Source organism: Oceanicola sp. 22II-s10i (assembly GCF_002210105.1).
GTDB lineage: Bacteria > Pseudomonadota > Alphaproteobacteria > Rhodobacterales > Rhodobacteraceae > Pseudooceanicola.
The window spans coordinates 67653-86342 of the sequence record NZ_AQQU01000001.1 but is presented as its reverse complement, the minus strand read 5'-3'; the positions used below and the strand labels follow the sequence as shown (position 1 = coordinate 86342).

At 68.0% G+C, this 18690-nt stretch carries 19 protein-coding genes; 9 read left to right on the top strand and 10 right to left on the bottom strand.

The genetic code is table 11. The features are described from left to right. The first annotated feature begins 50 nt into the window (after window positions 1-50). From pyk to ATO6_RS00445, 3 genes are read left to right on the top strand one after another with little or no spacing between them, the layout of a single operon-like run. Complete coding sequence (pyk, locus tag ATO6_RS00455; RefSeq protein ID WP_088621994.1) at window positions 51-1496, top strand: pyruvate kinase; 1446 nt, start codon at window positions 51-53, stop codon at window positions 1494-1496. Window positions 1497-1534: 38 nt separating this feature from the next. Further along, window positions 1535-1819 (top strand): hypothetical protein, encoded by a 285-nt coding sequence (locus ATO6_RS00450; RefSeq protein WP_088621993.1) that lies wholly within the window; start codon window positions 1535-1537, stop codon window positions 1817-1819. Between the two features lie 18 nt (window positions 1820-1837). Beyond that, window positions 1838-3349, top strand: a complete 1512-nt coding sequence (locus ATO6_RS00445; RefSeq protein ID WP_088621992.1) for a hypothetical protein — start codon at window positions 1838-1840, stop codon at window positions 3347-3349. A gap of 12 nt (window positions 3350-3361) precedes the next feature. Here ATO6_RS00445 and ATO6_RS00440 read toward each other — a convergent pair whose 3' ends face one another. The 3 genes from ATO6_RS00440 to ubiA form a co-directional block, all read right to left on the bottom strand. Beyond that, on the bottom strand, window positions 3362-3691 hold the full coding sequence (locus tag ATO6_RS00440) for a hypothetical protein (RefSeq protein ID WP_088621991.1): 330 nt from the start codon (window positions 3689-3691) through the stop codon (window positions 3362-3364). Then, window positions 3678-5588, bottom strand: coding sequence for an OmpA family protein (locus ATO6_RS00435; protein ID WP_088621990.1), 1911 nt, complete (start codon window positions 5586-5588; stop codon window positions 3678-3680). The genes ATO6_RS00440 and ATO6_RS00435 overlap by 14 nt, the downstream gene beginning before the upstream one ends. A gap of 65 nt (window positions 5589-5653) precedes the next feature. Beyond that, window positions 5654-6616, bottom strand: coding sequence for a 4-hydroxybenzoate octaprenyltransferase (gene ubiA / locus ATO6_RS00430; RefSeq protein WP_088621989.1), 963 nt, complete (start codon window positions 6614-6616; stop codon window positions 5654-5656). Window positions 6617-6628: 12 nt separating this feature from the next. Here ubiA and ATO6_RS00425 point away from each other — a divergent pair, with 12 nt between their 5' ends. From ATO6_RS00425 to ATO6_RS00410, 4 genes are read left to right on the top strand one after another with little or no spacing between them, the layout of a single operon-like run. Next, window positions 6629-7375: a 16S rRNA (uracil(1498)-N(3))-methyltransferase gene (locus ATO6_RS00425; protein WP_088621988.1), complete on the top strand. Its 747-nt coding sequence runs from the start codon at window positions 6629-6631 to the stop codon at window positions 7373-7375. A gap of 47 nt (window positions 7376-7422) precedes the next feature. After that, complete coding sequence (locus tag ATO6_RS00420) at window positions 7423-8232, top strand: GNAT family N-acetyltransferase (RefSeq protein ID WP_141101903.1); 810 nt, start codon at window positions 7423-7425, stop codon at window positions 8230-8232. Beyond that, entirely contained in the window at window positions 8229-8741 is a 513-nt protein-coding gene (locus tag ATO6_RS00415) for a hypothetical protein (protein WP_088621986.1), read from the top strand. Before ATO6_RS00420 ends, ATO6_RS00415 begins: the two co-directional genes overlap by 4 nt. Before the next feature lie 60 nt (window positions 8742-8801). Next, window positions 8802-10172, top strand: a complete 1371-nt coding sequence (locus tag ATO6_RS00410) for a glutamate--cysteine ligase (RefSeq protein WP_088621985.1) — start codon at window positions 8802-8804, stop codon at window positions 10170-10172. Here ATO6_RS00410 and ATO6_RS00405 read toward each other — a convergent pair. From ATO6_RS00405 to ATO6_RS00375, 7 genes are all read right to left on the bottom strand, one after another. Beyond that, window positions 10166-10873 carry a glutathione S-transferase gene (locus ATO6_RS00405; RefSeq protein ID WP_088621984.1) on the bottom strand — a complete coding sequence of 236 codons (708 nt, stop codon included), beginning with the start codon at window positions 10871-10873 and terminating at the stop codon, window positions 10166-10168. The genes ATO6_RS00410 and ATO6_RS00405 overlap by 7 nt on opposite strands. 86 nt (window positions 10874-10959) lie before the next feature. Then, on the bottom strand, window positions 10960-11670 hold the full coding sequence (locus ATO6_RS00400; RefSeq protein WP_088621983.1) for an intradiol ring-cleavage dioxygenase: 711 nt from the start codon (window positions 11668-11670) through the stop codon (window positions 10960-10962). 102 nt (window positions 11671-11772) lie between these two features. Further along, complete coding sequence (gene plsY, locus ATO6_RS00395; protein WP_088621982.1) at window positions 11773-12378, bottom strand: glycerol-3-phosphate 1-O-acyltransferase PlsY; 606 nt, start codon at window positions 12376-12378, stop codon at window positions 11773-11775. Beyond that, complete coding sequence (gene pyrC, locus ATO6_RS00390; protein ID WP_254919036.1) at window positions 12371-13660, bottom strand: dihydroorotase; 1290 nt, start codon at window positions 13658-13660, stop codon at window positions 12371-12373. The genes plsY and pyrC overlap by 8 nt, the downstream gene beginning before the upstream one ends. Next, the gene (locus ATO6_RS00385; RefSeq protein ID WP_088621980.1) at window positions 13657-14217 is read right to left on the bottom strand and encodes a hypothetical protein; all 561 of its coding nucleotides are present in this window, start codon (window positions 14215-14217) and stop codon (window positions 13657-13659) included. The genes pyrC and ATO6_RS00385 overlap by 4 nt, the downstream gene beginning before the upstream one ends. Further along, window positions 14214-14762, bottom strand: a complete 549-nt coding sequence (locus ATO6_RS00380) for an aspartate carbamoyltransferase catalytic subunit (protein WP_088621979.1) — start codon at window positions 14760-14762, stop codon at window positions 14214-14216. The genes ATO6_RS00385 and ATO6_RS00380 overlap by 4 nt, the downstream gene beginning before the upstream one ends. After that, the gene (locus ATO6_RS00375) at window positions 14759-15706 is read right to left on the bottom strand and encodes an aspartate carbamoyltransferase catalytic subunit (RefSeq protein ID WP_088621978.1); all 948 of its coding nucleotides are present in this window, start codon (window positions 15704-15706) and stop codon (window positions 14759-14761) included. Before ATO6_RS00375 ends, ATO6_RS00380 begins: the two co-directional genes overlap by 4 nt. Window positions 15707-15964: 258 nt before the next feature. On the opposite strand from ATO6_RS00375, the gene ATO6_RS00370 reads away from it, so the two are divergent. Both ATO6_RS00370 and ATO6_RS00365 read left to right on the top strand, forming a co-directional pair. Further along, entirely contained in the window at window positions 15965-17542 is a 1578-nt protein-coding gene (locus tag ATO6_RS00370; protein ID WP_088621977.1) for an ABC transporter substrate-binding protein, read from the top strand. Window positions 17543-17703: 161 nt separating this feature from the next. After that, window positions 17704-18690, top strand: a complete 987-nt coding sequence (locus ATO6_RS00365) for an ABC transporter permease (protein ID WP_088621976.1) — start codon at window positions 17704-17706, stop codon at window positions 18688-18690.

The window sequence follows — 18690 nt, the reverse complement described above, 5'->3', positions numbered from 1 at the left end:
ACCCCCGCACAAGGTCGGGGGGCAGGGGATACGGGCAGGACGAGAGCAGAATGAGACGTCTGAGAAACACTAAGATCGTCGCGACCCTCGGGCCCGCGTCGAGCGATTATGCGACCATCCGCGCGCTGCACGAGGCCGGGGCGGACGTGTTCCGCCTGAACATGAGCCACGGCAGCCACGACGAGATCCGCGAACGCCACAGCATCATCCGCAAGATCGAGCGCGAGCTGGACAGCCCGATCGCCATCCTCGCCGACCTTCAGGGGCCCAAGCTGCGCGTCGGCACTTTCGCCAAGGGTGAGGAAGTGCTGAGCGAGGGGCAGGCGTTCCGCTTCGATCTGGCCGAGGCCGAGGGTGATGCGACCCGCGTGACGCTGCCGCACAAGGAAATCTTCGACGCGCTTGAGGTCGGGTCGCAGCTGCTGGTGAACGACGGCAAGATCCGGATGAAGGTGACGGCCTGCGGTCCCGATTTCGCCGACTGCGAGGTGACGACCGGCGGCACGATTTCCAACCGCAAGGGCGTGAACGTGCCCGACGTGGTGCTGCCGCTGGCGGCGCTGTCGGACAAGGACCGGGCCGATCTGGAATTCGTCTGCCAGCTTGGCGTGGACTGGCTGGCGCTGTCCTTCGTCCAGCGCCCGGCGGATGTGGAGGAGGCGCGGACGCTCGCGGGCGGCCGGGCCGCGATCCTCTCCAAGATCGAGAAACCGGCGGCGGTCAAGGCGTTCGACGACATCCTCAATGCCTCGGACGGGATCATGGTGGCGCGGGGCGATCTGGGTGTCGAACTGCCCGTGCACGCGGTGCCGCCGATCCAGAAGAGCCTCGTGCGCAAGTGCCGCAACGCCGCCAAACCGGTGATCGTCGCGACCCAGATGCTGGAAAGCATGATCGAAAGCCCGATGCCGACCCGTGCCGAGGTGTCGGACGTCGCCGCCGCGATCTACGAGGGCACCGATGCGGTCATGCTCTCGGCCGAAAGCGCCGCCGGGTCCTATCCGGTCGAGGCCGTGCGCACGATGGACAACGTCGCCCGTTCGGTCGAGGGCGATCCGCTCTATCGCGACATCATCGAGGCGAGCCGCCGCAACATCAAGGGCACCGTGGCCGACGGCATCGTCGCCGCCGCCCGCGAGATCGCCGAGACGACCGACATCAAGGCGATCTGCTGCTACACCGACAGCGGCACCACCGCGCTGCGCGTCGCCCGCGAACGCCCGCGCGTGCCGATCATCGCGATGACCGCCCGGCGCGGCACCGCACGCCGCCTGTGCCTGAGCTGGGGCACCAACTGCGTGATGACGGCGGAGCTCGAACGCTTCAAACAGGCGGTGGTCAACGCGGCCCGCGCCGCACGCACCGGCGGCTTCGCGACCGAAGAGCACCAGATCGTCGTCACGGCGGGCGTGCCCTTCAACCAGACCGGCACCACGAACATCCTGCGCGTGGCCCCCTGTAACGAGCGTTTGATATTCGCGACCGATCCGGGCTAATGTCCCCGGGCTGAACGCCATTCAACCGGGGGCTGAAATTGGACGTTGACGCAAACCTTGCGATCGGCACCACGCTGATGTGCCTGTCGGTGCCTTCGCTCATCGCGGCGCTGTCGGACCGGCGGTTTCCCCTCGTCGCCCTCTGCGTGCTGGGGGGCGGGGCCGCGCTGGTGCTCTGGGTTGCGTTCACGGTTGCTGGGGGCGTGCCCGGCTCGGTCGACGGTGCGATGGCGTTCCTGACCGATGCCCTGCCCGAGACTGTCCGGATGATCCCGCATGCATTCTACGAGATGGCCGGTCGGGTGATCTCGATTTTCTACTGAGATGACGCGGAGCGGGGGATGACGACGACCTCCATCTATTCCGACCTGTTCGACGATGGCATCACAGGGTTCAACTTCGTCGCCGAGGATCTGAACGACCGCCCGTTCGAACTCCGCCTGCTGCACGCGATCCGCTTTCAGGTCCTGCTGGCCATCCTGTTCGAACGCCAGATCGCGGTGCCCGAGGCGTGGATGACCTCCTCGCCGCTGTTCGTCACAGTGTTCACCGAGGTCTTTGCCGCCCGACCGTCCGAGGTGTTCCGCCGCGAACCCGGCTCCACCTCGCCGCGGTTCGCGCATTATCCGTTCCGCCCCGTCTTCTCGCGCCCCAAGCATGGCAACGCAGCCGACAACCTGCTGGCCTCGCTGATCTGGCGGCTGGAAACCGGGCGCCGCATCCAGTGGCTGCCCGAGCTGCCGGGGGCGACCGAGGCGGAACAGCAGCGTATCCGGCGCGAACTGACCGGGTTGCTGGGCGCGCAGATCGGGCCGGGCGCGCGGACGCCGGGCTTTGCGCTGGACCTGTCAGGGGCGATCACCGACCTCTACGGGCTGCCGCAGGACCGCGCCGACGGCATGGCGCTGTCGGTCTGCCGGGTGCTCGACGGCCTGAACCAGCCGGTCGCGGCGCGGGGCGTATCCGCATGGGGCCCGGACGGCGAGGCGACCTATCGCAGCGTGATGGAAAGCCGGGTCGATCTGGTCCGTCAGGCGGTGTTCGAAAGCCCCGCGCTGATCGAGGCGCATCCCGATGAGACCAAGGCGTTTCAGGCGTTCTTCAACCGGGCCGAGGCGCAGGGCCTGCTGCGCAACGATGTCATGGGCATGTGGCAGGTGATCCAGAGGGAAGCGCGCGAGGACGTGCGCGCCACGGTCGAGGCGTTTGGCCGCTTCGCCATGAACTCGGGCTACGCGGCATCGGGCAACAGCCAGCAGGCGGCCCATGCGTTCAGCTATTATTCCGGCGGCAAGTCCTCGGACTTCACGCAGGCCCTGCTGTCCGAGGCGGTCGCGCGGATCACCCGCAGCGACGAGGCCACCATCGCTGACGCCTTCGTCGAGATCGCGCCGACGCCCTATTACGACCTGGCCGATACGCTGGACTGGGACCGGGTCTGGGCCGAGGCGTTCGAGATCGCGCAGGACTATCGCTGGCGGCGCGAACGGCAGGCGATCGAGCTGCAGATCGGGCTGGCCTTTCACCGTGGCGAGACCGGCTTTGATCACTGGATGGCCCTGTTCGACCGCATCAACGGTGGGTTTCAGGACGTCATGTTCGACATCCGGGGCGGCGACCGCCCCGCGGTCGCCATCCTCGCACGGAACCGCGAAAAGTCCTCGACCGGCGACAAGGCGGGCAGCGCGCTCGGCAAGATCGGGATCGGGGCGCTGTCGACGGTCACGCAGGCCGTGTCGACCAAGACGATGTCCGCCGAACGGGCGCTGCAGATCCTCAGGAACCTCAGATGGCTGGGCGACCGCGACGGCGGTTCGGCCAGCGATCAGGACATCGTCATTTCGAAATACTGACGGCCGCGCGGGTTACTGCGCCGCGTGCGCGCGTTCGATGTAGGCGCGCAGTTCCTCGGCCTCGTGCCGGGCTTCGCGCAGGCCGTCCATGGCGGCGCGCAGTTCCGCCTCGCTCTGGCTGAGCTGGTTCATCAGTTCGGCCTCGCGCTGCTGCAGGTAGGTGATCGCCTGATCGCGGGCCTCTTCGGCTTCGTGCAGCTCCTGCGCCATCTTCTCGAGCTCGCCCATGTCGGATTTGGACACGCGGGTGAAACGGTGGATCAGCCAGTAGGCGAACCAGCCGAGGCAGAACGCGACGAAGAGGATGACCGCCGTAGCGATGATGAATTCAGTTCTGTTCATCCTCTGCCTTGACCTCCCCGTCGTTCGATGCGGTGTCTTCTTGCGCCGAACGGGCGAGGCTTTCAAGGGTCGTATTGTCTTCGGTGGCGTCCACGGTCATCAGCGTGAACTCGATCCGGCGGTTCGCCTCGCGGCCCGCTTCGGTGCTGTTGTCGGCAATGGGATTGTCTTCGCCATAGCCCTTGGCCGAGAACGAAGAGGTCAGGACGCGGCGCAGGCGCAGTTCGTTCAGGACGGTCTGTGCGCGGGCCTGCGACAATTGCTGGTTCATCGACTCGCGGCCCTGGCTGTCGGTGTGGCCGCCGACTTCCATCCGGATCTGGCCGCAGGCGTTCAGCACTTCGGCGATGTCGTCCATGATCGCCATCGAGGCGGCGTCGATCTTGGCCGAGCCGGGTTCGAAGTTGATCTTGCTCACCTCCTGGATCGCGGCCAGTTCGGCAATGCATTCCTCGGGCTCGGGCAGGGCGGCCTGTGGGTCCAGTTTCTCCTGATAGACCACCTCGACGCGGAAATCCTCGGCCTCGCCCAGCTTGGCGGACAGAAGTCCGGTGATCTCGTCGCTGGCGGTCTGGTTGCCGGTGTTTCCGGTGACGCTGACGCTGTCGGGCGTGATGACGGCCGCGCCGTTGGACAGCTTCGACAGCGCCTCGAGCCCGGCGAGAACGCGGACCGGCCAGGTCTTGGGCAGAGTGTCGTCGATGCGGGCGCTGTTGTGCAGCGCGGCGGAGCCGAAGCGGGCGCGGGCATAGCTCTCGGCGGCGGCGCGGGTCATCTCGTCGTTCAGGCGGCCGCGCATCTGCACGAGCCCCTCGGGGCTGAGCGTGACGGTGAACTCCGGCGGGCCCTCGGCCGTGACTTCCTGAACCTCGGGAAGCACGGCGTGCAGCGCGAAGACGTCGGGCAGGCTGTTCTCCAGCTCGCCCACGACGGTGTCGAAGCGGTCCTGTTCGGTGCCCTCGGCGGCGATCAGGGTGATGTCGGCGTCCGAGAAGGTGACCGATCCCGCCTCGAGCCGCGCCAGCGCGGCGATGGCCTGTGCGGCGGCCTTGCTCCATTCCGGCGAGGGCACGCCCAGGCCGATGGTGCAGCGCGGCTGTCCGGTCAACCCGGCGGCACGGGCGGCGGCAAAGATCGCAGTCCGCGCGGCCTCGGTGTCGGCGGAGCAGGCGTCGAACCGTGCCGCGCCGTCCTCGATCAGGAAGCGCAGGGTGAACGGCGTGATGACCGGGCGCGGGGCCGAGATGGCAAGGTGCAGCAGCAGGTCCGCCGGGGCCGAGTCCTTGAGCCGCGCTTCCATGCGGTTGCGCTGTTCGGGGCTGTCGGACATGGCGGTGATCGCGACGCGGCCCGCCTGGACCGAGATCTTGGAATGCGGGACGATGTTCAGGGCCCGGACCGCGTAGGCGACCGCGGGCTCCCACCCCTGCGGCACCGGATGGTCCGCGGTTTCCAGCAGGTCGGCCACATCGGACACGCCTTCGATCCGGTTCAGCTGCTGGATCAGGCGGTCGCGGTTGGTGGCGGTCGGGATCAGGCCGATCAGCGACAGCGCCTCGTCGTTGCGCAGGATCTCGACCGAGAAGCGCGGCGGTGCGATGGCTTCGGCGGGCTTCACCTCCATCCCGTCGATCACGCGGCTGGCGTCGATGATGCCGCCCGCGACGGTCAGCGCCTTGAATCGCAGCGCCTCGGACGGCGCGGTGCCGGTCAGGTGCAGCTGAAGCCCGTCCGACTGCACCTCGGCCCAGTCCATTTCGGACAGGTCGAGCGCCGTGCGCACCTCGCGCTCCGTCGTCGCCTCGACCGTGGTGACGGCAAAGGCGGCCGCCACGAGGCTGGATACGGCGGCGAACAGGAAGGCGGCGGCGAGGATCGCGATGGAGGACAGGCGCATAGGGTCTTGGTTCCGGCGTTGTCTTCGGGTGGAAGAGGATTACGGGGCGAAGGGGCTTTGTGCAATCAGAGCAGCAGCGCACCGGCGAAAAACGGCACAACCAGCAGGGCAGCGTCGCGATTGGACCGGAACAGCGCCAACAGCCTGTCCCCGTTGTCCATATCGAACCGTTGCAGCTGCCAGGTCATGTGCCAGCCAAGCGTCCAGGGCCCGCCGAGGGCCACGACGAGCGCAAGCGGGTTGACACGGCCGATCGCCGCGCCGAGCACGGCCAGCCCCATCAGGCCTACGGTGGCGACGAGGAAGCGGCGCAGCCACATCGGCGTGTCGGCACCGAACAGGCGCGCGGTGGATTTCACGCCGATCAGCGCGTCGTCCTCGCGGTCCTGGTGGGCATAGATCGTGTCGTAGAACAGCGTCCACGCGATCCCCGCGACGTAGAGCACGACCGGCGGCCAGTCGAGCGAGCCGGTATGCGCGGTCCATGCCAGCATCGCGCCCCAGTTGAAGGCGAGGCCGAGGAAGATCTGCGGCCAGTAGGTGAACCGCTTGGCGAAGGGATAGATCGCGACCGGCAGCAGCGACAGGACGCCCATGGCGATCGCGGCCCGGTCGAAGGTCAGCAGGATGCAGAGCGCGATCAGCGCCTGCGCCGCCATCCAGACCAGCGCCCCGGTCACGCTGACCGCGCCCGAGGGGATGGGCCGCGAGCGGGTGCGCTCGACGGAGCCGTCGATGTCGCGGTCGGTGATGTCGTTCCACGTGCAGCCCGCGCCGCGCATCAGCCATGCGCCCGCGCCGCAGCCGATGGCGATCCACAGGTCTTCCCACCGGGCCTGACCGTCCGAGAGCATCGCCAGCAGCAGGCCCCACCAGCAGGGCAGCAGCAGCAGCCATGTGCCGATCGGGCGGTCCGCCCGCGACAGGCGCAGATAGGGCCGCGACCATGCGGGCGCGCTGCGGTCGACCCAGTTGCCGCGCACCGCGTCGGCCACCTGTCCCTCTGGCGTGTGCTCTGCCTGCGTCATAGACTGCGCCCCATGAACGAACCCCGCGTCTCGCCTCGTGTCCGCCTCCATGTAGACCACCCGCTCGGTGCGGCGCAAACCGTTCCACTGGAACGTGATCAGGCGCATTATCTCTTTGGCGTGATGCGGATGGGGCCGGGCGACGCCGTGGCGCTGTTCAACGGGCGCGACGGGGAATGGCGGGCCGAGGTGGCCGAGGCGGGCAAACGGGGCGGTGCGCTGGCCTGCGTGGAGCAGACGGCCCCGCAGGCGATGCCGCCGGACCTGTGGCTGCTGTTCGCGCCGGTCAAGAAGACCCGGACGGACTTCATCGTCGAAAAGGCGGTGGAGCTGGGCGTCGCGCGGCTGCTGCCGGTGCAGACCGGGTTCACCAATTCCGAACGCATCCGAAGGGACCGGCTGCAGGCCCATGCGGTCGAGGCGGCGGAACAGTGCGGCGCCACCTATGTGCCCGAGGTCGAGGATCTGGGGCGGCTGGACCGTGTGCTGTCGGCCCGGCTGGCGGGGCGGCGCCTGCTGTTCTGCGACGAGGCGATGGCGGGCGAGGCCCCGGCGCTGGAGCGGTTGCGGGCGGAGGCCAAGGGCGAGCCCTGGGCCGTGCTGATCGGGCCGGAGGGGGGCTTTTCCGAGAGCGAGCGTCGGATGCTGCGCGGGCGCGACGGCGCGGTGGCGGTGGCGCTCGGCCCGCGCATCCTGCGGGCGGATACGGCGGCGGTGGCGGCGATCACGCTCTGGCAATCCGTGCTGGGGGACTGGTGATGCGCCGCGCGGAGCCGGAGGATGTTCCGGCGCTGAGGGCATTTCTGATGGATCACGCGGACATCGCCATGTTCGCCCTGTCGAACCTCGATACCGAGGGTCTGGCGCGGGACGGCGCTGAAAATCCGGCGCGTTCGATTTACGCTTGGATCGACGGTGAGCCAGTGACGGCCTGCATCGCGATCACCGCGGAGGGGATGATCCTGCCCGTTCTGCCCGACAACGATCCCCGCCACTGGGCGGCCGTGGCCCCGCATATGGCCGGCCGCCGTGCCTTCGGCGTGACCGGCGAGGCCGGGGCGGCGCGGGCCGGTTTCGACATGCTGGGACTGGCGCGTCAGGGTTGCGCGCTGGACCGGGACGAGCCGCATTTCGTGCTGCCGCTAGAGGATATGGTGCTGCCGGACATGGCGGGCTTCGAGGTCCTGCGCCCGGAGGAGAGCCATCGCGCGCTGATGATCCGCTGGCGGATGGCCTATCATCTGGAGATTCTCGGCACCAACCCGATGAGTGTCGAACGCATCGCGACCGCCGACATCGACCGCGTATTCCGAACCGATTCCTATCGCCTGCTGGTCCGCGACGGAGAGGTCGTGTCGATGGCCGGCATCAACGCAGCGGCTGGCGACGTGGTGCAGATCGGCGGCGTCTTCACCCCGCCCGAACTGCGCGGGCGGGGCCTCGCCCGCCGGGCGGTGGCCGGGATGCTGGACGAGAAGCGGCGGAACGGCATCCGGCGCGCGGTCCTGTTCGCGGCGAGCGACATGGCGGCGAAAGCCTATGTCGCAATCGGATTCCGCCGGATAGGGTCCTACACGCTGACCCTGTTCGACCCGCCGGTGAGGATACCCGCATGAGCTTCGTCCGTCCCGAGATCGCCGCCGGCCTCTTCCGCTGGCGCGAGGCGCTGACCGGCGCGGCCATCGGGCTGATCGGCCTGTGGTGGGCGCTGTCGACCCATGGCCTGCTGCACTGGCTGGGCTGGGTCATCGCGGCCATCGGCGGCGGGCTGGTGGCGGCGGGGCTGCAGCGCGGACGGTTCCGGCTGGGCCGCGACGGGCCGGGCGTCGTGCGCGTGGACGAGGGGCAGATCGCCTATTTCGGCCCGTGGAACGGTGGTGTCGCGGCGCTGTCCGAGATCGAGGAGATCACGCTCGACCGGTCCACCAACCCGCCGGTCTGGCGGCTGCGGCAGGCCGGGCGCGCCGATCTGGATATCCCGGCGACGGCCGAGGGGGCCGAGGCGCTGTTCGACGCCTTTGCCGCGCTGCCGTCTTTCGACACGCGGTCGATGCTGGCTGCCCTTCACGCGGTCGAAACGCGGCCCATCGAGATCTGGAAGAAACCATCGCTGCGTCTGCATTGACACTTTCCCGCAACCCGGTCACTTCTTCCCACTCAAGCGAACAGACCCGGAGGCCGTCGCATGTCCATTCCCCAGTCCGGCGGCGGGCCGATCGAGCGGCATGAGCAATTGGCCGAATACATGGCCTCGGGCTGCAAGCCCAAGGACGAATGGCGCATCGGGACCGAGCACGAGAAGTTCGGCTACTGCAAGGACACGCTCAAGCCGATTCCCTATGACGGCCCCCGGTCGATCAAGGCGGTGCTGGAAGGTCTGCGCGACGGTCACGGCTGGACGCCGATCGAAGAGGGCGGGAACCTCATCGGGCTGACCAAGGACGGCGCCAACGTCTCGCTGGAGCCGGGCGGGCAGCTGGAGCTGTCGGGCGCGCCGCTGGAGAACATCCACCAGACCTGCGACGAGGTGAACGAGCACCTGCGCGACGTCAAGGACATCGCGGACAAGGTGGGCGTGGGCTTCATCGGGCTGGGCGCCGCGCCGGTCTGGTCGCATGACGACATGCCGCTGATGCCCAAGGGCCGCTACAAGCTGATGGACAGCTACATGCAGCAGGTCGGGACGACCGGCCGGATCATGATGCGGCGGACCTGCACGGTGCAGGTGAACCTCGACTTCTCGTCCGAGGCGGACATGGTGCAGAAGATGCGCGTCGCCATCGCGCTGCAGCCGGTCGCCACGGCGCTGTTCGCCAACTCACCGTTCCTCGACGGGCAGAAGAACGGCTTCAAGAGCTACCGCAGCCGCGTCTGGCGCAGCCTCGACGACGCGCGGACCGGCATGGTGCCGTTCGTCTTCGATGAGGGCTTCGGGTTCGAACGCTGGGTGCAGTACGCGCTCGATGTGCCGATGTACTTCGTCTATCGCGACGGGAAATACATCGACGCGCTCGGCCAGTCGTTCCGCGACTTCCTCAAGGGCGAACTGCCTGCCCTGCCGGGCGAGACGCCGACGCTGTCGGACTGGGCGGATCACCTGACCACCCTGTTCCCCGAGGCGCGGATCAAGAAATACATGGAGATGCGCGGCGCGGACGGCGGTCCGTGGCGGCGGCTCTGCGCGCTGCCCGCGTTCTGGGTGGGGCTGATGTACGACCAGTCCTCGCTCGATGCCGCGTGGAACCTGGTGAAGGGCTGGGATGCCGAGACCCGTGAGGCGCTGCGCGTGGCGGCGTCGGAACAGGCGCTGCAGGCGAAGGTCGGCAAGATCGACATGCTGGACCTGGCGCGCGAGGTCGTGGCCCTGTCCGACGCGGGCCTCAAGGCGCGGGCGCGGCCCGGCGCGGGCGGGCTGGTGCCGGACGAGACGCATTTCCTGAACGCGCTGAAGGAAAGCGTGGAATCCGGGAAGGTCCCCGCCGACGAGCTGATCGAGAAATACGACGGCGACTGGGGCGGCGACCTGAGCCGGATCTACGGCGAATATTCCTACTGATCCATCCCGAGGACGTCGCGCAGCGACGCCTCGATCTGCCCGCCGCACCAGACCGGGCCGAAGTCCCGGTCGCTGTCACGCTGCAGAGCTTGCTGTTCGGGGCGGGCGGCGATCCGGTCGCAGAGCGCTGCAATTGCGGGGGCCTGCTGGTCCAGCCGGGGCCGCAGCGGCGTGAGGATCGTGGTCATCGCGCCCCAGAGCGTCGCCACCGTGTAATCCGCGATACCGGGCTCCGGCGTTCCGAGCATGTGGCCCCCGGCGTCGGTCAGGCCGTTGCTGCGTCCGGTCGCCTCGAAGATCCGCATCCACCGGTCGAGACGGGGCTGGAAGTCCTTCCATGCCTCGTCGGTCCACCTTTGTGCCCCGTTGTAGCGGGTCATGTCGTAGAGCACGTCGTTCGCATCGCCGATGATCTTGTCGGTCAGTGCGATCTTGTCCGCTTTTCCGGAGAGCAAGCCGTGCCTGCGCCCGAGGTAGCCGAGGATAGCGGGCATCTGCGACAGGCTGAGGCCCGTCGCGTGATCCGTCAGCACCGGCGGCCCCATGTGCGGCACGGGCTGATCCGACGGATCCCGGAGGCGCAGGTCGGCGGTCGCGTCGATCCCGGCCTCGGTCCACGTGCTGCCGGTGGCGGCTAGGACGCTGCGGACGAACTGGCCACGGAACTGGATCGGCCAGTAATGGAGCGTGTAGTCGGCCATCGGTTGCGCCCTTTCCCTGTGCTGGTGGCGGGAGCTTAGGCCATTGCCCGGCCCCTTGTCCCGTCACCCCGGCCCGATCACCGGGCTCAGCCGCCGGCGTTCACACCGACGACAAGCGCCGCGTCGTAGCCGTCCGACTGTTCCCTGACCGCCGCGAAGGCCCCGTCGCCCGCGCGTTGCGCGATACGGTCGTTGCGGTTCGTCGTGTCCTGATCGCCGGGGCGGTCATTGTACGGCACGACGGACTGGAACAGGTAGGCGGACAGGGCGTCGGGAAAGAAGACCTGGCTGGTCAGGACCTCCCGGTCGTCGAGGTAGACCATGTAATGAATGTGGGTCGTCCGGCCGCGATACCAGCCGGGATAGATCGTGTCGAACCCCGCGATCCCCTGCACGTCGGTGAACTGGGTGCCGCGCAGGAACGTCTCGCCCGTCGTGTCGTTCGTCCGGTCGCTGCCCTGCCGGGCGTAGCCGGAATAGTTGCCGCGCGCGTCGCAATGCCAGACGTCCACCCGCGCGCCCTCGATCGGGGTGCAGTCGGCGGTGACGACCTGCAGTCGCATCCGCAGCGGTTCGCCCTCGCGATCCTCGCGGATGTCGGCACGGACCAGTTCGGGGTCGAAGTAGTAGGGCCCCTCGGTGGTTTCCGGGGTGAGCATGCAGACATTGGGCGCGATCAGCCCCGCGCCCGAGGCCTGCGCGCGGGCCGCGCTGCCGAAAACGCCGATGCCGGTGGTGACGAAGGGCGCGGCGGCAAGGGCACGCAGGAGCGTGCGGCGATCGAGGGAGGATTGCATCGGGGGACCTTTCTTTCCTGGTAAGTCCCCGGTTCAACGCAGGTCCGCGCCGCTTCCGCCGGTGCGCGGGCGCACAACGGACCTGCGCAGGCTCACGCCGGTTTACTTGCTGCCGATCTTCGGTTCCGTGCCCCGGTTGATGCGGACGATATTGGCGCGGTGCCGCCAGAAGACGATCAGCGTCAGGATCACGCAGAGGAAGAACACCTCGCCCTGGCCGAGGAACATGGCCCAGGCACTCGACGTTGCCGCGCCGACCAGCGCGGCCAGCGACGAGATCCGTTTCATCACCGCGGTCAGCAGCCACGTCGCGCAGATGGCGAGGCCGACCGGCCATGCCAGCGCCAGCAGCACGCCCAGGAAAGTCGCCACGCCCTTGCCGCCCCTGAAGCGCAGCCAGACGGGGTAGCAGTGCCCGAGGAAGGCCATCAGGCCCGCCACCTGTGCCGCGTCCTCGGCGGCCATGGCGCGGGCGATCAGCACGGCGACGGCCCCCTTGGCGCCGTCCAGCAGCAGCGTCGCGGCGGCGGCGCGCTTGTTGCCGGTGCGCAGGACGTTTGTCGCGCCGATGTTGCCCGACCCGATCTGCCGTAGGTCGCCGAGGCCCATCATCCGCGTCAGCAGGATGCCGAAGGGGATCGACCCGATCAGGTAGCCGAAGACGGCCCAGAGGATCAGCGCGGTGGTGCCGGTGACGAACTCAGGCATTGGAGGTCTCCGCGTCGTAGATGCGTTGCCCGGCGACCCATGTGCCGCGCACGCGGCCCTGCATCCGGGCGCCGTCGAAGGGGGTGTTCTTGGACTTCGAGCGCAGCGTCTCGCGGTCCAGCACGAAGGGCGCGTCGGGGTCGAACAGCACGAGGTCGGCGGGCGCACCGGCCGACAGCCGCCCCTGCGGCAGGCCGAGGCGGCGGGCCGGGTTCAGGGTCATCGCGCGGATCAGCGTGGGAAGGTCCATGTCGCCCGCATGATAGAGCCTGAGCGCCGCGGGCAGAAGCGTTTCCAGCCCGACCGCGCCCGAGGCCGCTTCCTCGAACGGAAGGCGCTTGCTTTCCTCGTCCTGCGGGGTGTGCATCGAGGTTATGATGTCGATCAGCCCGGTCGCCACGGCCTCGACCACGGCGCGGCGGTCATCCTCGGACCTGAGCGGCGGCTTGACCTTGAAGAAGGTGCGGTAGTCGGCGACGTCGATCTCGTTCAGCGTCAGGTGGTGGATCGACACGCCGGCTGTCACGTCCAGCCCGTTGCGCTTGGCGCGTTCCAGCGCGGGCAGGGCGCGGGCGGTGGTGATCTGGTCGGCATGGTACCGCGCGCCGGTCATTTCGATCAGCGCCATGTCGCGGTCGAGCGCCATGCGCTCGGCCATCGCCGACACGGCGGGCAGGCCGCGCAGAGAGGCGAACTTGCCCGACGTCGCGGCGGCGCCATGCGACAGGCTCGGGTCCTGCACATGGGCGATGACCAGCGCCCCGAGCGAACGGGCATAGGTCAGCGCGCGGGAGAAGACCTTGGTGTCGGCGACGACCCGGTCGCAGTCGGTGAAGGCCACCGCGCCCGCGTCGAGCAGGAAGCCGATCTCGGTCATCTCGCGCCCCTCGCGGCCCTTGGTCAGGGCGGCCATGGGCAGGACACGGACCGCCGTCGCCTCGCGCGCGCGGCGGGCGACGAATTCCAGCGTCTCGGGGGTGTCGATGGACGGCAGGGTGTCGGGGCGCGTGACCATCGTCGTCACGCCGCCCGCCGCCGCCGCCTGACCGGCGCTGCGGAAGCTTTCCTTGTGCCGCTCACCCGGTTCGCAGACCTTGACGCCGATGTCGACGAGGCCGGGCGCGAGGCACAGCCCGCCGCAGTCCAGCACTTCGTCGCCCCCTTGCGCGTGCGCCTCGGCGCCGGTGTCCACGATCCGCCCGTCGCGGACGGTCAGGCTGCCGTGGGTCTCGGTGCCCGTCTCGGGGTCGATGAGGCGGGCGTTCTTGAAGATCAGGCTCAACGAAATCCTCCGGTCAGGGCGATCAGCAGGCCGATGACGACGATGGCCGCGGCAATCGCCGCCATCCATTTCACAGCCCGCGGTGTCGGTGTCGAGGGGGCGGCGGGCTGGGACAGGTGTCCCTCGGCCGAGGGCGAGCGCAGCGGCTCCATCGTCGTCGCGCCCTTCAGTTCCGGGTATCCGCCCGCGTGGATCAGCGGCGGCTCGACCGTAAGCGTCTGCGCCTCGCCGCCGAAGGCCGCGGGGCGCAGGATCACCACCTCGCCGCGCAGGGCGTCGAGCCTGTCGCGCCCGGCTTCCACCGCTTCGGGGTCGAGGCCCAGCCCCTCGGTCAGGTAGCCGGTCAGGCCGATCCCGGCGAGGTCGCCGACGCGGATGTGTTCGATATGCGCGGGCTCCAGCTGCCGCGCGCCAAGGGCGACCTTCAGCGGCCATCCCGCCCCGTTCTCGGTCGTCGGTTTGCGCACGAAGGCTTCCGCCTCGGGCCCCGTCAGGTCCAGCCCGAAGACGTGGACGATCTGTCCGCCCCCTGCCGGTATCTCGATCCGTTCGCTCATGCCGCGTCCTCCTGTATCTCGCGCATCTTCGCAAGCACAACGCGCCCGTCGGGAATGCGTTCGAAACCGATGTCGACCCGGCGCGAGCCGTTCTTGTTCTGGCGATATTCGTGGGCGAAGTTCACGGTCGCAAGGTCGCCGTCCTCGTCTATCGAGAGGGGCGTGTGGGTGTCGATGGGATAGGCTTTCAGCTTGCGACCCCACAGCGGCATGTCCGTGGCGATGAAGGCCCGGCGGTCGGTCAGCGTGTACCACGTATGCCGCCGCCGCCACGGCGGGCCGACGATCGAGCCGAAGGCGACAGACAGGCCGACGAAGAAATGCAGCAGGCCGAACATCCAGAAATACCCGCCGGCCGTCGAGGCGAGCATCATCCACACGGCGGCGAACCCGGCAAAGAACAGGCCGAAGATCATCCCGAAGATCTGCGCGCCGCCGACACGGACCGTGGCATCGGGACGGCCCTGCCAGAGGATCACCTCGTCCGGGTCGAGTATGCCCTCCCAGCCGTCGCCGGTGGCCTGGCCGGAGAGGTCGCGGCTCACGCAGCCGCGCTCCGCCGGGCGCGCAGGTTGCGGGCCAGCAGGTCCATCGCGGCCATGCGGACGGCGACGCCCATCTCGACCTGTTCCTGGATGACCGAGCGGTTGATGTCGTCGGCGATGGTGCCGTCGATCTCGACCCCGCGGTTCATCGGGCCGGGGTGCATGACGATGGCGTCGGGCTTGGCATGCGCCAGCTTTTCGGCGTCCAGGCCGTAGCGGTGGTAATACTCGCGCTCGGACGGGATGAAGCCGCCGTCCATCCGCTCCTTCTGGAGCCGCAGCATCATGACGACGTCCACGTCCTTCAGCCCCTCGGCCATGTCCTCGTAGACCTCGCAGCCGAAATCGGCGATGCCGGAGGGCATAAGCGTCGGCGGACCGATCAGGCGGATGCGGTTTTCCATCTTGCCCAGCAGGATCAGGTTGGACCGCGCCACGCGGGAATGGGCGATGTCGCCGCAGATCGCGATCGACAGCCGGTGCAGGCGCCCCTTGCGCCGCCGGATCGTCAGCGCGTCGAGCAGCGCCTGCGTCGGATGCTCGTGCCGCCCGTCGCCCGCGTTGAGCACGGCGCAGTTCACCTTCTGCGCCAGCAGGTCGACGGCGCCGGACTGCGGATGGCGGACGACCAGCAGGTCGGGCTGCATCGCGTTCAGGGTCAGCGCGGTGTCGATCAGGGTCTCGCCCTTCTTCACCGAGGACATCTGCATCGCCATATTCATCACATCCGCCCCGAGCCGCCGCCCCGCCAGTTCGAAACTGGCCTGCGTGCGGGTCGAGTTCTCGAAGAACATGTTGATCTGCGTGAGGCCCGCCAGAGCGTCGGAATGCTTGTTGGCGGAACGGCTGAGCGCGACGTAGTCGTCGGCGAGGTTGAGCAGCGCGGTGATCTCGGCCGGGGCGAGCGGTTCGATCCCCAGAAGGTGGGTCTGCGTGAAGGCCATGTCCGCGCTCCTGCTGTTCCGTTCCGGCTTATAGAAAGCGGGGGCGCGCGGGACAAGCGGGGGATGCGGATGCGTCGGAACCGCCCGCCGTTTTCGACCTTACACGGGTCCGGACAAAGCCGTCGCCGGACGGTCCGTTCGGGTCACGGATTTGTGATGGTTCCGTGACCTCGGGCCTGAATTGACTTGTTGGTCAAATCTCTGTCTCCTCCCGCCGTTGCCTGACAAAAATGGCAAGAATTCCAACAGGAGACGACCATGACCAAGCTTCCCTCCGCGCTGAAGCTGACCGCTTCGGCACTCGCGCTGGCCCTGGCCGCCGGAAGTGTTTCGGCCGAGACGATCCGCTGGGCCCGCGTGGCCGATGCGCTGACCCTCGACCCGCACAGCCAGAACGAGGGGCCGACGCTGGCCCTTCTGCGCCACATCTACAGCACGCTGGTTTCGCGCAGTGTCGACGGCACGCTTGAGCCGAACCTCGCCACCAGCTGGGAAATCCATCCCGACGACCCGTCTGTCTGGGTGCTGAAACTGCGTGAAGGCGTGACCTTCCAGGATGGCGCGGCCTTCACTGCCGAAGACGTCGTCTTTTCCTACGAGCGCGTCCTGCACGAAAGCTCGGGCTTCCGGGCGATCCATGCAGATGTGACCGGTGCCGAAGCCATCGACGACTACACGGTTCACGTGAAGATGTCCGGCCCCTCGCCGCTCTACCCGAACAACCTCACGAACTTCTTCATCGTCGACAAGGACTGGGCCGAGGCGAACGATGTGGTGGCGCCGCAGAACTTCGCCGCGGGCGAGGAAAACTTTGCCGTGCGCAACACCAACGGAACCGGACCCTACCAACTGGTCTCGCGTGATCCCGAAGTGCGGACCGTTCTCGAGGCCCACAGCGGCTACTGGGGCGACGCCCCCGAGATCACCGAGGTGATCTATCAGCCGATCCCCGAGGCCGCGACGCGCATCGCCGCGCTGCTGTCGGGCGAAGTCGACTTCGTTCAGGACGTGCCGGTGCAGGACATCGCGCGGCTGGAGCAAAGCGATGGCGTGAAGGTCGTGACGGGTCCCGAGAACCGCAATATCTTCTTCGCCTACGACATGACCTCCGAGAAGCTCCGGTCGTCCAATGTCGATGACAACCCCTTCTCGCATCCCGAGGTCCGCGAAGCCATGGCACTGGCACTGGACCGCGACGCGATCCGTCAGGTCGTCATGCGGGGCCAGTCGCAGCCGTCGGCCGCGCCGCTGCCGCCCTTCGTGAACGGCTGGACGGAAGAGATGAACGCCTATGACGCGCCCGATGTCGATCGCGCGGCGGAACTGGTCAAGTCGGTCTACCCGGACGGGTTTTCGGTGCAGCTCGACTGCCCGAACGACCGGTATCTGAACGACGAGGCAATCTGTCAGGCCGTGGTCGGGATGCTGGGTCGCATCGGCATCACCGTGTCGCTGAACGCGCAGTCGCGGTCGCTGCACTTCCCGCTGATCGAGAAGTGGGAAACCGACTTCTACCTGCTGGGCTGGGGCGTGCCGACCTTCGATTCCGCTTACGTGTTCAACTTCCTCGTGCACACCCGCGAAGGATCTTACGGTGCCTACAACGGCGGCCGGTACTCGAACCCCGAAGTCGATGCCAAGATCGAACAGATCGCCACGATGACCGATCTGGATGAGCGCAATGCCGTAATCGGTGAGATCTGGAATACCGTGATGGAGGACCGCGTCTTCCTGAACGTGCACAACCAGCTGCTCGCATATGCGGTGAAGGACGGCTTCAACATCGAGGTCCATCCCGAGAACTCGCCCACGATGTGGACCGTCACGGTCGACTGACCCGACCCCGAACGACCTGCGCCCGGCTGGCCGAAATGGCTGGCCGGGCGTTTGCCTTGGTGGCAGCCTCTCCGGCAGATCGTGCACACCGTGCCGATCCCTCAGCCGGCCGGCCCGCCGCCGAAAGCCCCGCCACGCGCGCTCCATGACGGGACAGACCCATGATCGCATTCATCATCCGCCGCCTGTTGCAGTCGGTCATCGTCATGATCGCCGTCGCCGCGGTGTCCTTTGCCCTGTTCCGCTTCGTCGGTGACCCGATCTACTCGATGCTGGGGCAGGAGGCTTCGATCTCGGACCGCGAGGAGCTGCGGGACCGCCTTGGCCTGAATGACCCGATCGTCGTCCAGTTCGCGCGCTTTCTCGGCAATGCGGCACAGGGGGATTTCGGGATCTCCTACCGGTTGCAGATGCCGGTGGCCGAACTGATCCTGCAGCGTCTGCCTGCCACGATGGAGCTGGCGCTGGTATCGGCCACGCTGGCCTTCGTCACCGGACTGGGGCTCGGAGTATACACGGCGCTCCGGCGGCGCGGCATCCTGTCGAACATAATCATGACGGCCTCGCTTATCGGGGTGTCGCTGCCCACCTTCCTGATCGGGGTGCTGCTGATCTGGGTCTTCGCGGTCGAACTGCGCTGGCTTCCGTCGAACGGGCGTGGCGCGGTGGTTCAGATCGGCAACTGGTGGACCACCGGGTTCCTGACGACCTCGGGGCGGCTGGCGCTGATCCTGCCGGCGATCACGCTGGGACTTTACCAGATGACCCTGATCATGCGGCTGGTGCGGGCCGAACTGCTGGAAGTCCTGCGCACCGACTACATCAAGTTCGCCCGCGCCCGCGGCCTGTCCGCGCGGGCGGTCAACTTCGGCCATGCACTGAAGAACACGCTGGTGCCGGTCATCACGATCACCGGTCTGCAGCTCGGGTCGATCATCGCCTTCGCCATCATCACCGAGACCGTTTTCAACTGGCCCGGAGTCGGCGCGCTGTTCATCAACTCGGTCCGGTTCGTCGATGTGCCTGTCATGTCGGCCTACCTGATGATGATCGCGCTGATATTCGTGGTCATCAACCTGATCGTCGACCTTCTCTACTATGCGGTCGATCCCCGTCTGCGCGTCGACCGCGCCGCGCGAAGCCACTGA

Bases quoted from the DNA above. Each gene is read 5' to 3' on its own strand.
- pyk (WP_088621994.1), top strand. From the start codon at position 51: ATGAGACGTCTGAGAAACACTAAGATCGTCGCGACCCTCGGGCCCGCG.
- ATO6_RS00445 (WP_088621992.1), top strand. From the start codon at position 1,838: ATGACGACGACCTCCATCTATTCCGACCTGTTCGACGATGGCATCACA.
- ATO6_RS00440 (WP_088621991.1), bottom strand. From the start codon at position 3,691: ATGAACAGAACTGAATTCATCATCGCTACGGCGGTCATCCTCTTCGTC.
- ATO6_RS00435 (WP_088621990.1), bottom strand. From the start codon at position 5,588: ATGCGCCTGTCCTCCATCGCGATCCTCGCCGCCGCCTTCCTGTTCGCC.
- ubiA (WP_088621989.1), bottom strand. From the start codon at position 6,616: ATGACGCAGGCAGAGCACACGCCAGAGGGACAGGTGGCCGACGCGGTG.
- ATO6_RS00425 (WP_088621988.1), top strand. From the start codon at position 6,629: ATGAACGAACCCCGCGTCTCGCCTCGTGTCCGCCTCCATGTAGACCAC.
- ATO6_RS00420 (WP_141101903.1), top strand. From the start codon at position 7,423: ATGGATCACGCGGACATCGCCATGTTCGCCCTGTCGAACCTCGATACC.
- ATO6_RS00415 (WP_088621986.1), top strand. From the start codon at position 8,229: ATGAGCTTCGTCCGTCCCGAGATCGCCGCCGGCCTCTTCCGCTGGCGC.
- ATO6_RS00410 (WP_088621985.1), top strand. From the start codon at position 8,802: ATGTCCATTCCCCAGTCCGGCGGCGGGCCGATCGAGCGGCATGAGCAA.
- ATO6_RS00405 (WP_088621984.1), bottom strand. From the start codon at position 10,873: ATGGCCGACTACACGCTCCATTACTGGCCGATCCAGTTCCGTGGCCAG.
- ATO6_RS00400 (WP_088621983.1), bottom strand. From the start codon at position 11,670: ATGCAATCCTCCCTCGATCGCCGCACGCTCCTGCGTGCCCTTGCCGCC.
- plsY (WP_088621982.1), bottom strand. From the start codon at position 12,378: ATGCCTGAGTTCGTCACCGGCACCACCGCGCTGATCCTCTGGGCCGTC.
- ATO6_RS00385 (WP_088621980.1), bottom strand. From the start codon at position 14,217: ATGAGCGAACGGATCGAGATACCGGCAGGGGGCGGACAGATCGTCCAC.
- ATO6_RS00375 (WP_088621978.1), bottom strand. From the start codon at position 15,706: ATGGCCTTCACGCAGACCCACCTTCTGGGGATCGAACCGCTCGCCCCG.
- ATO6_RS00370 (WP_088621977.1), top strand. From the start codon at position 15,965: ATGACCAAGCTTCCCTCCGCGCTGAAGCTGACCGCTTCGGCACTCGCG.
- ATO6_RS00365 (WP_088621976.1), top strand. From the start codon at position 17,704: ATGATCGCATTCATCATCCGCCGCCTGTTGCAGTCGGTCATCGTCATG.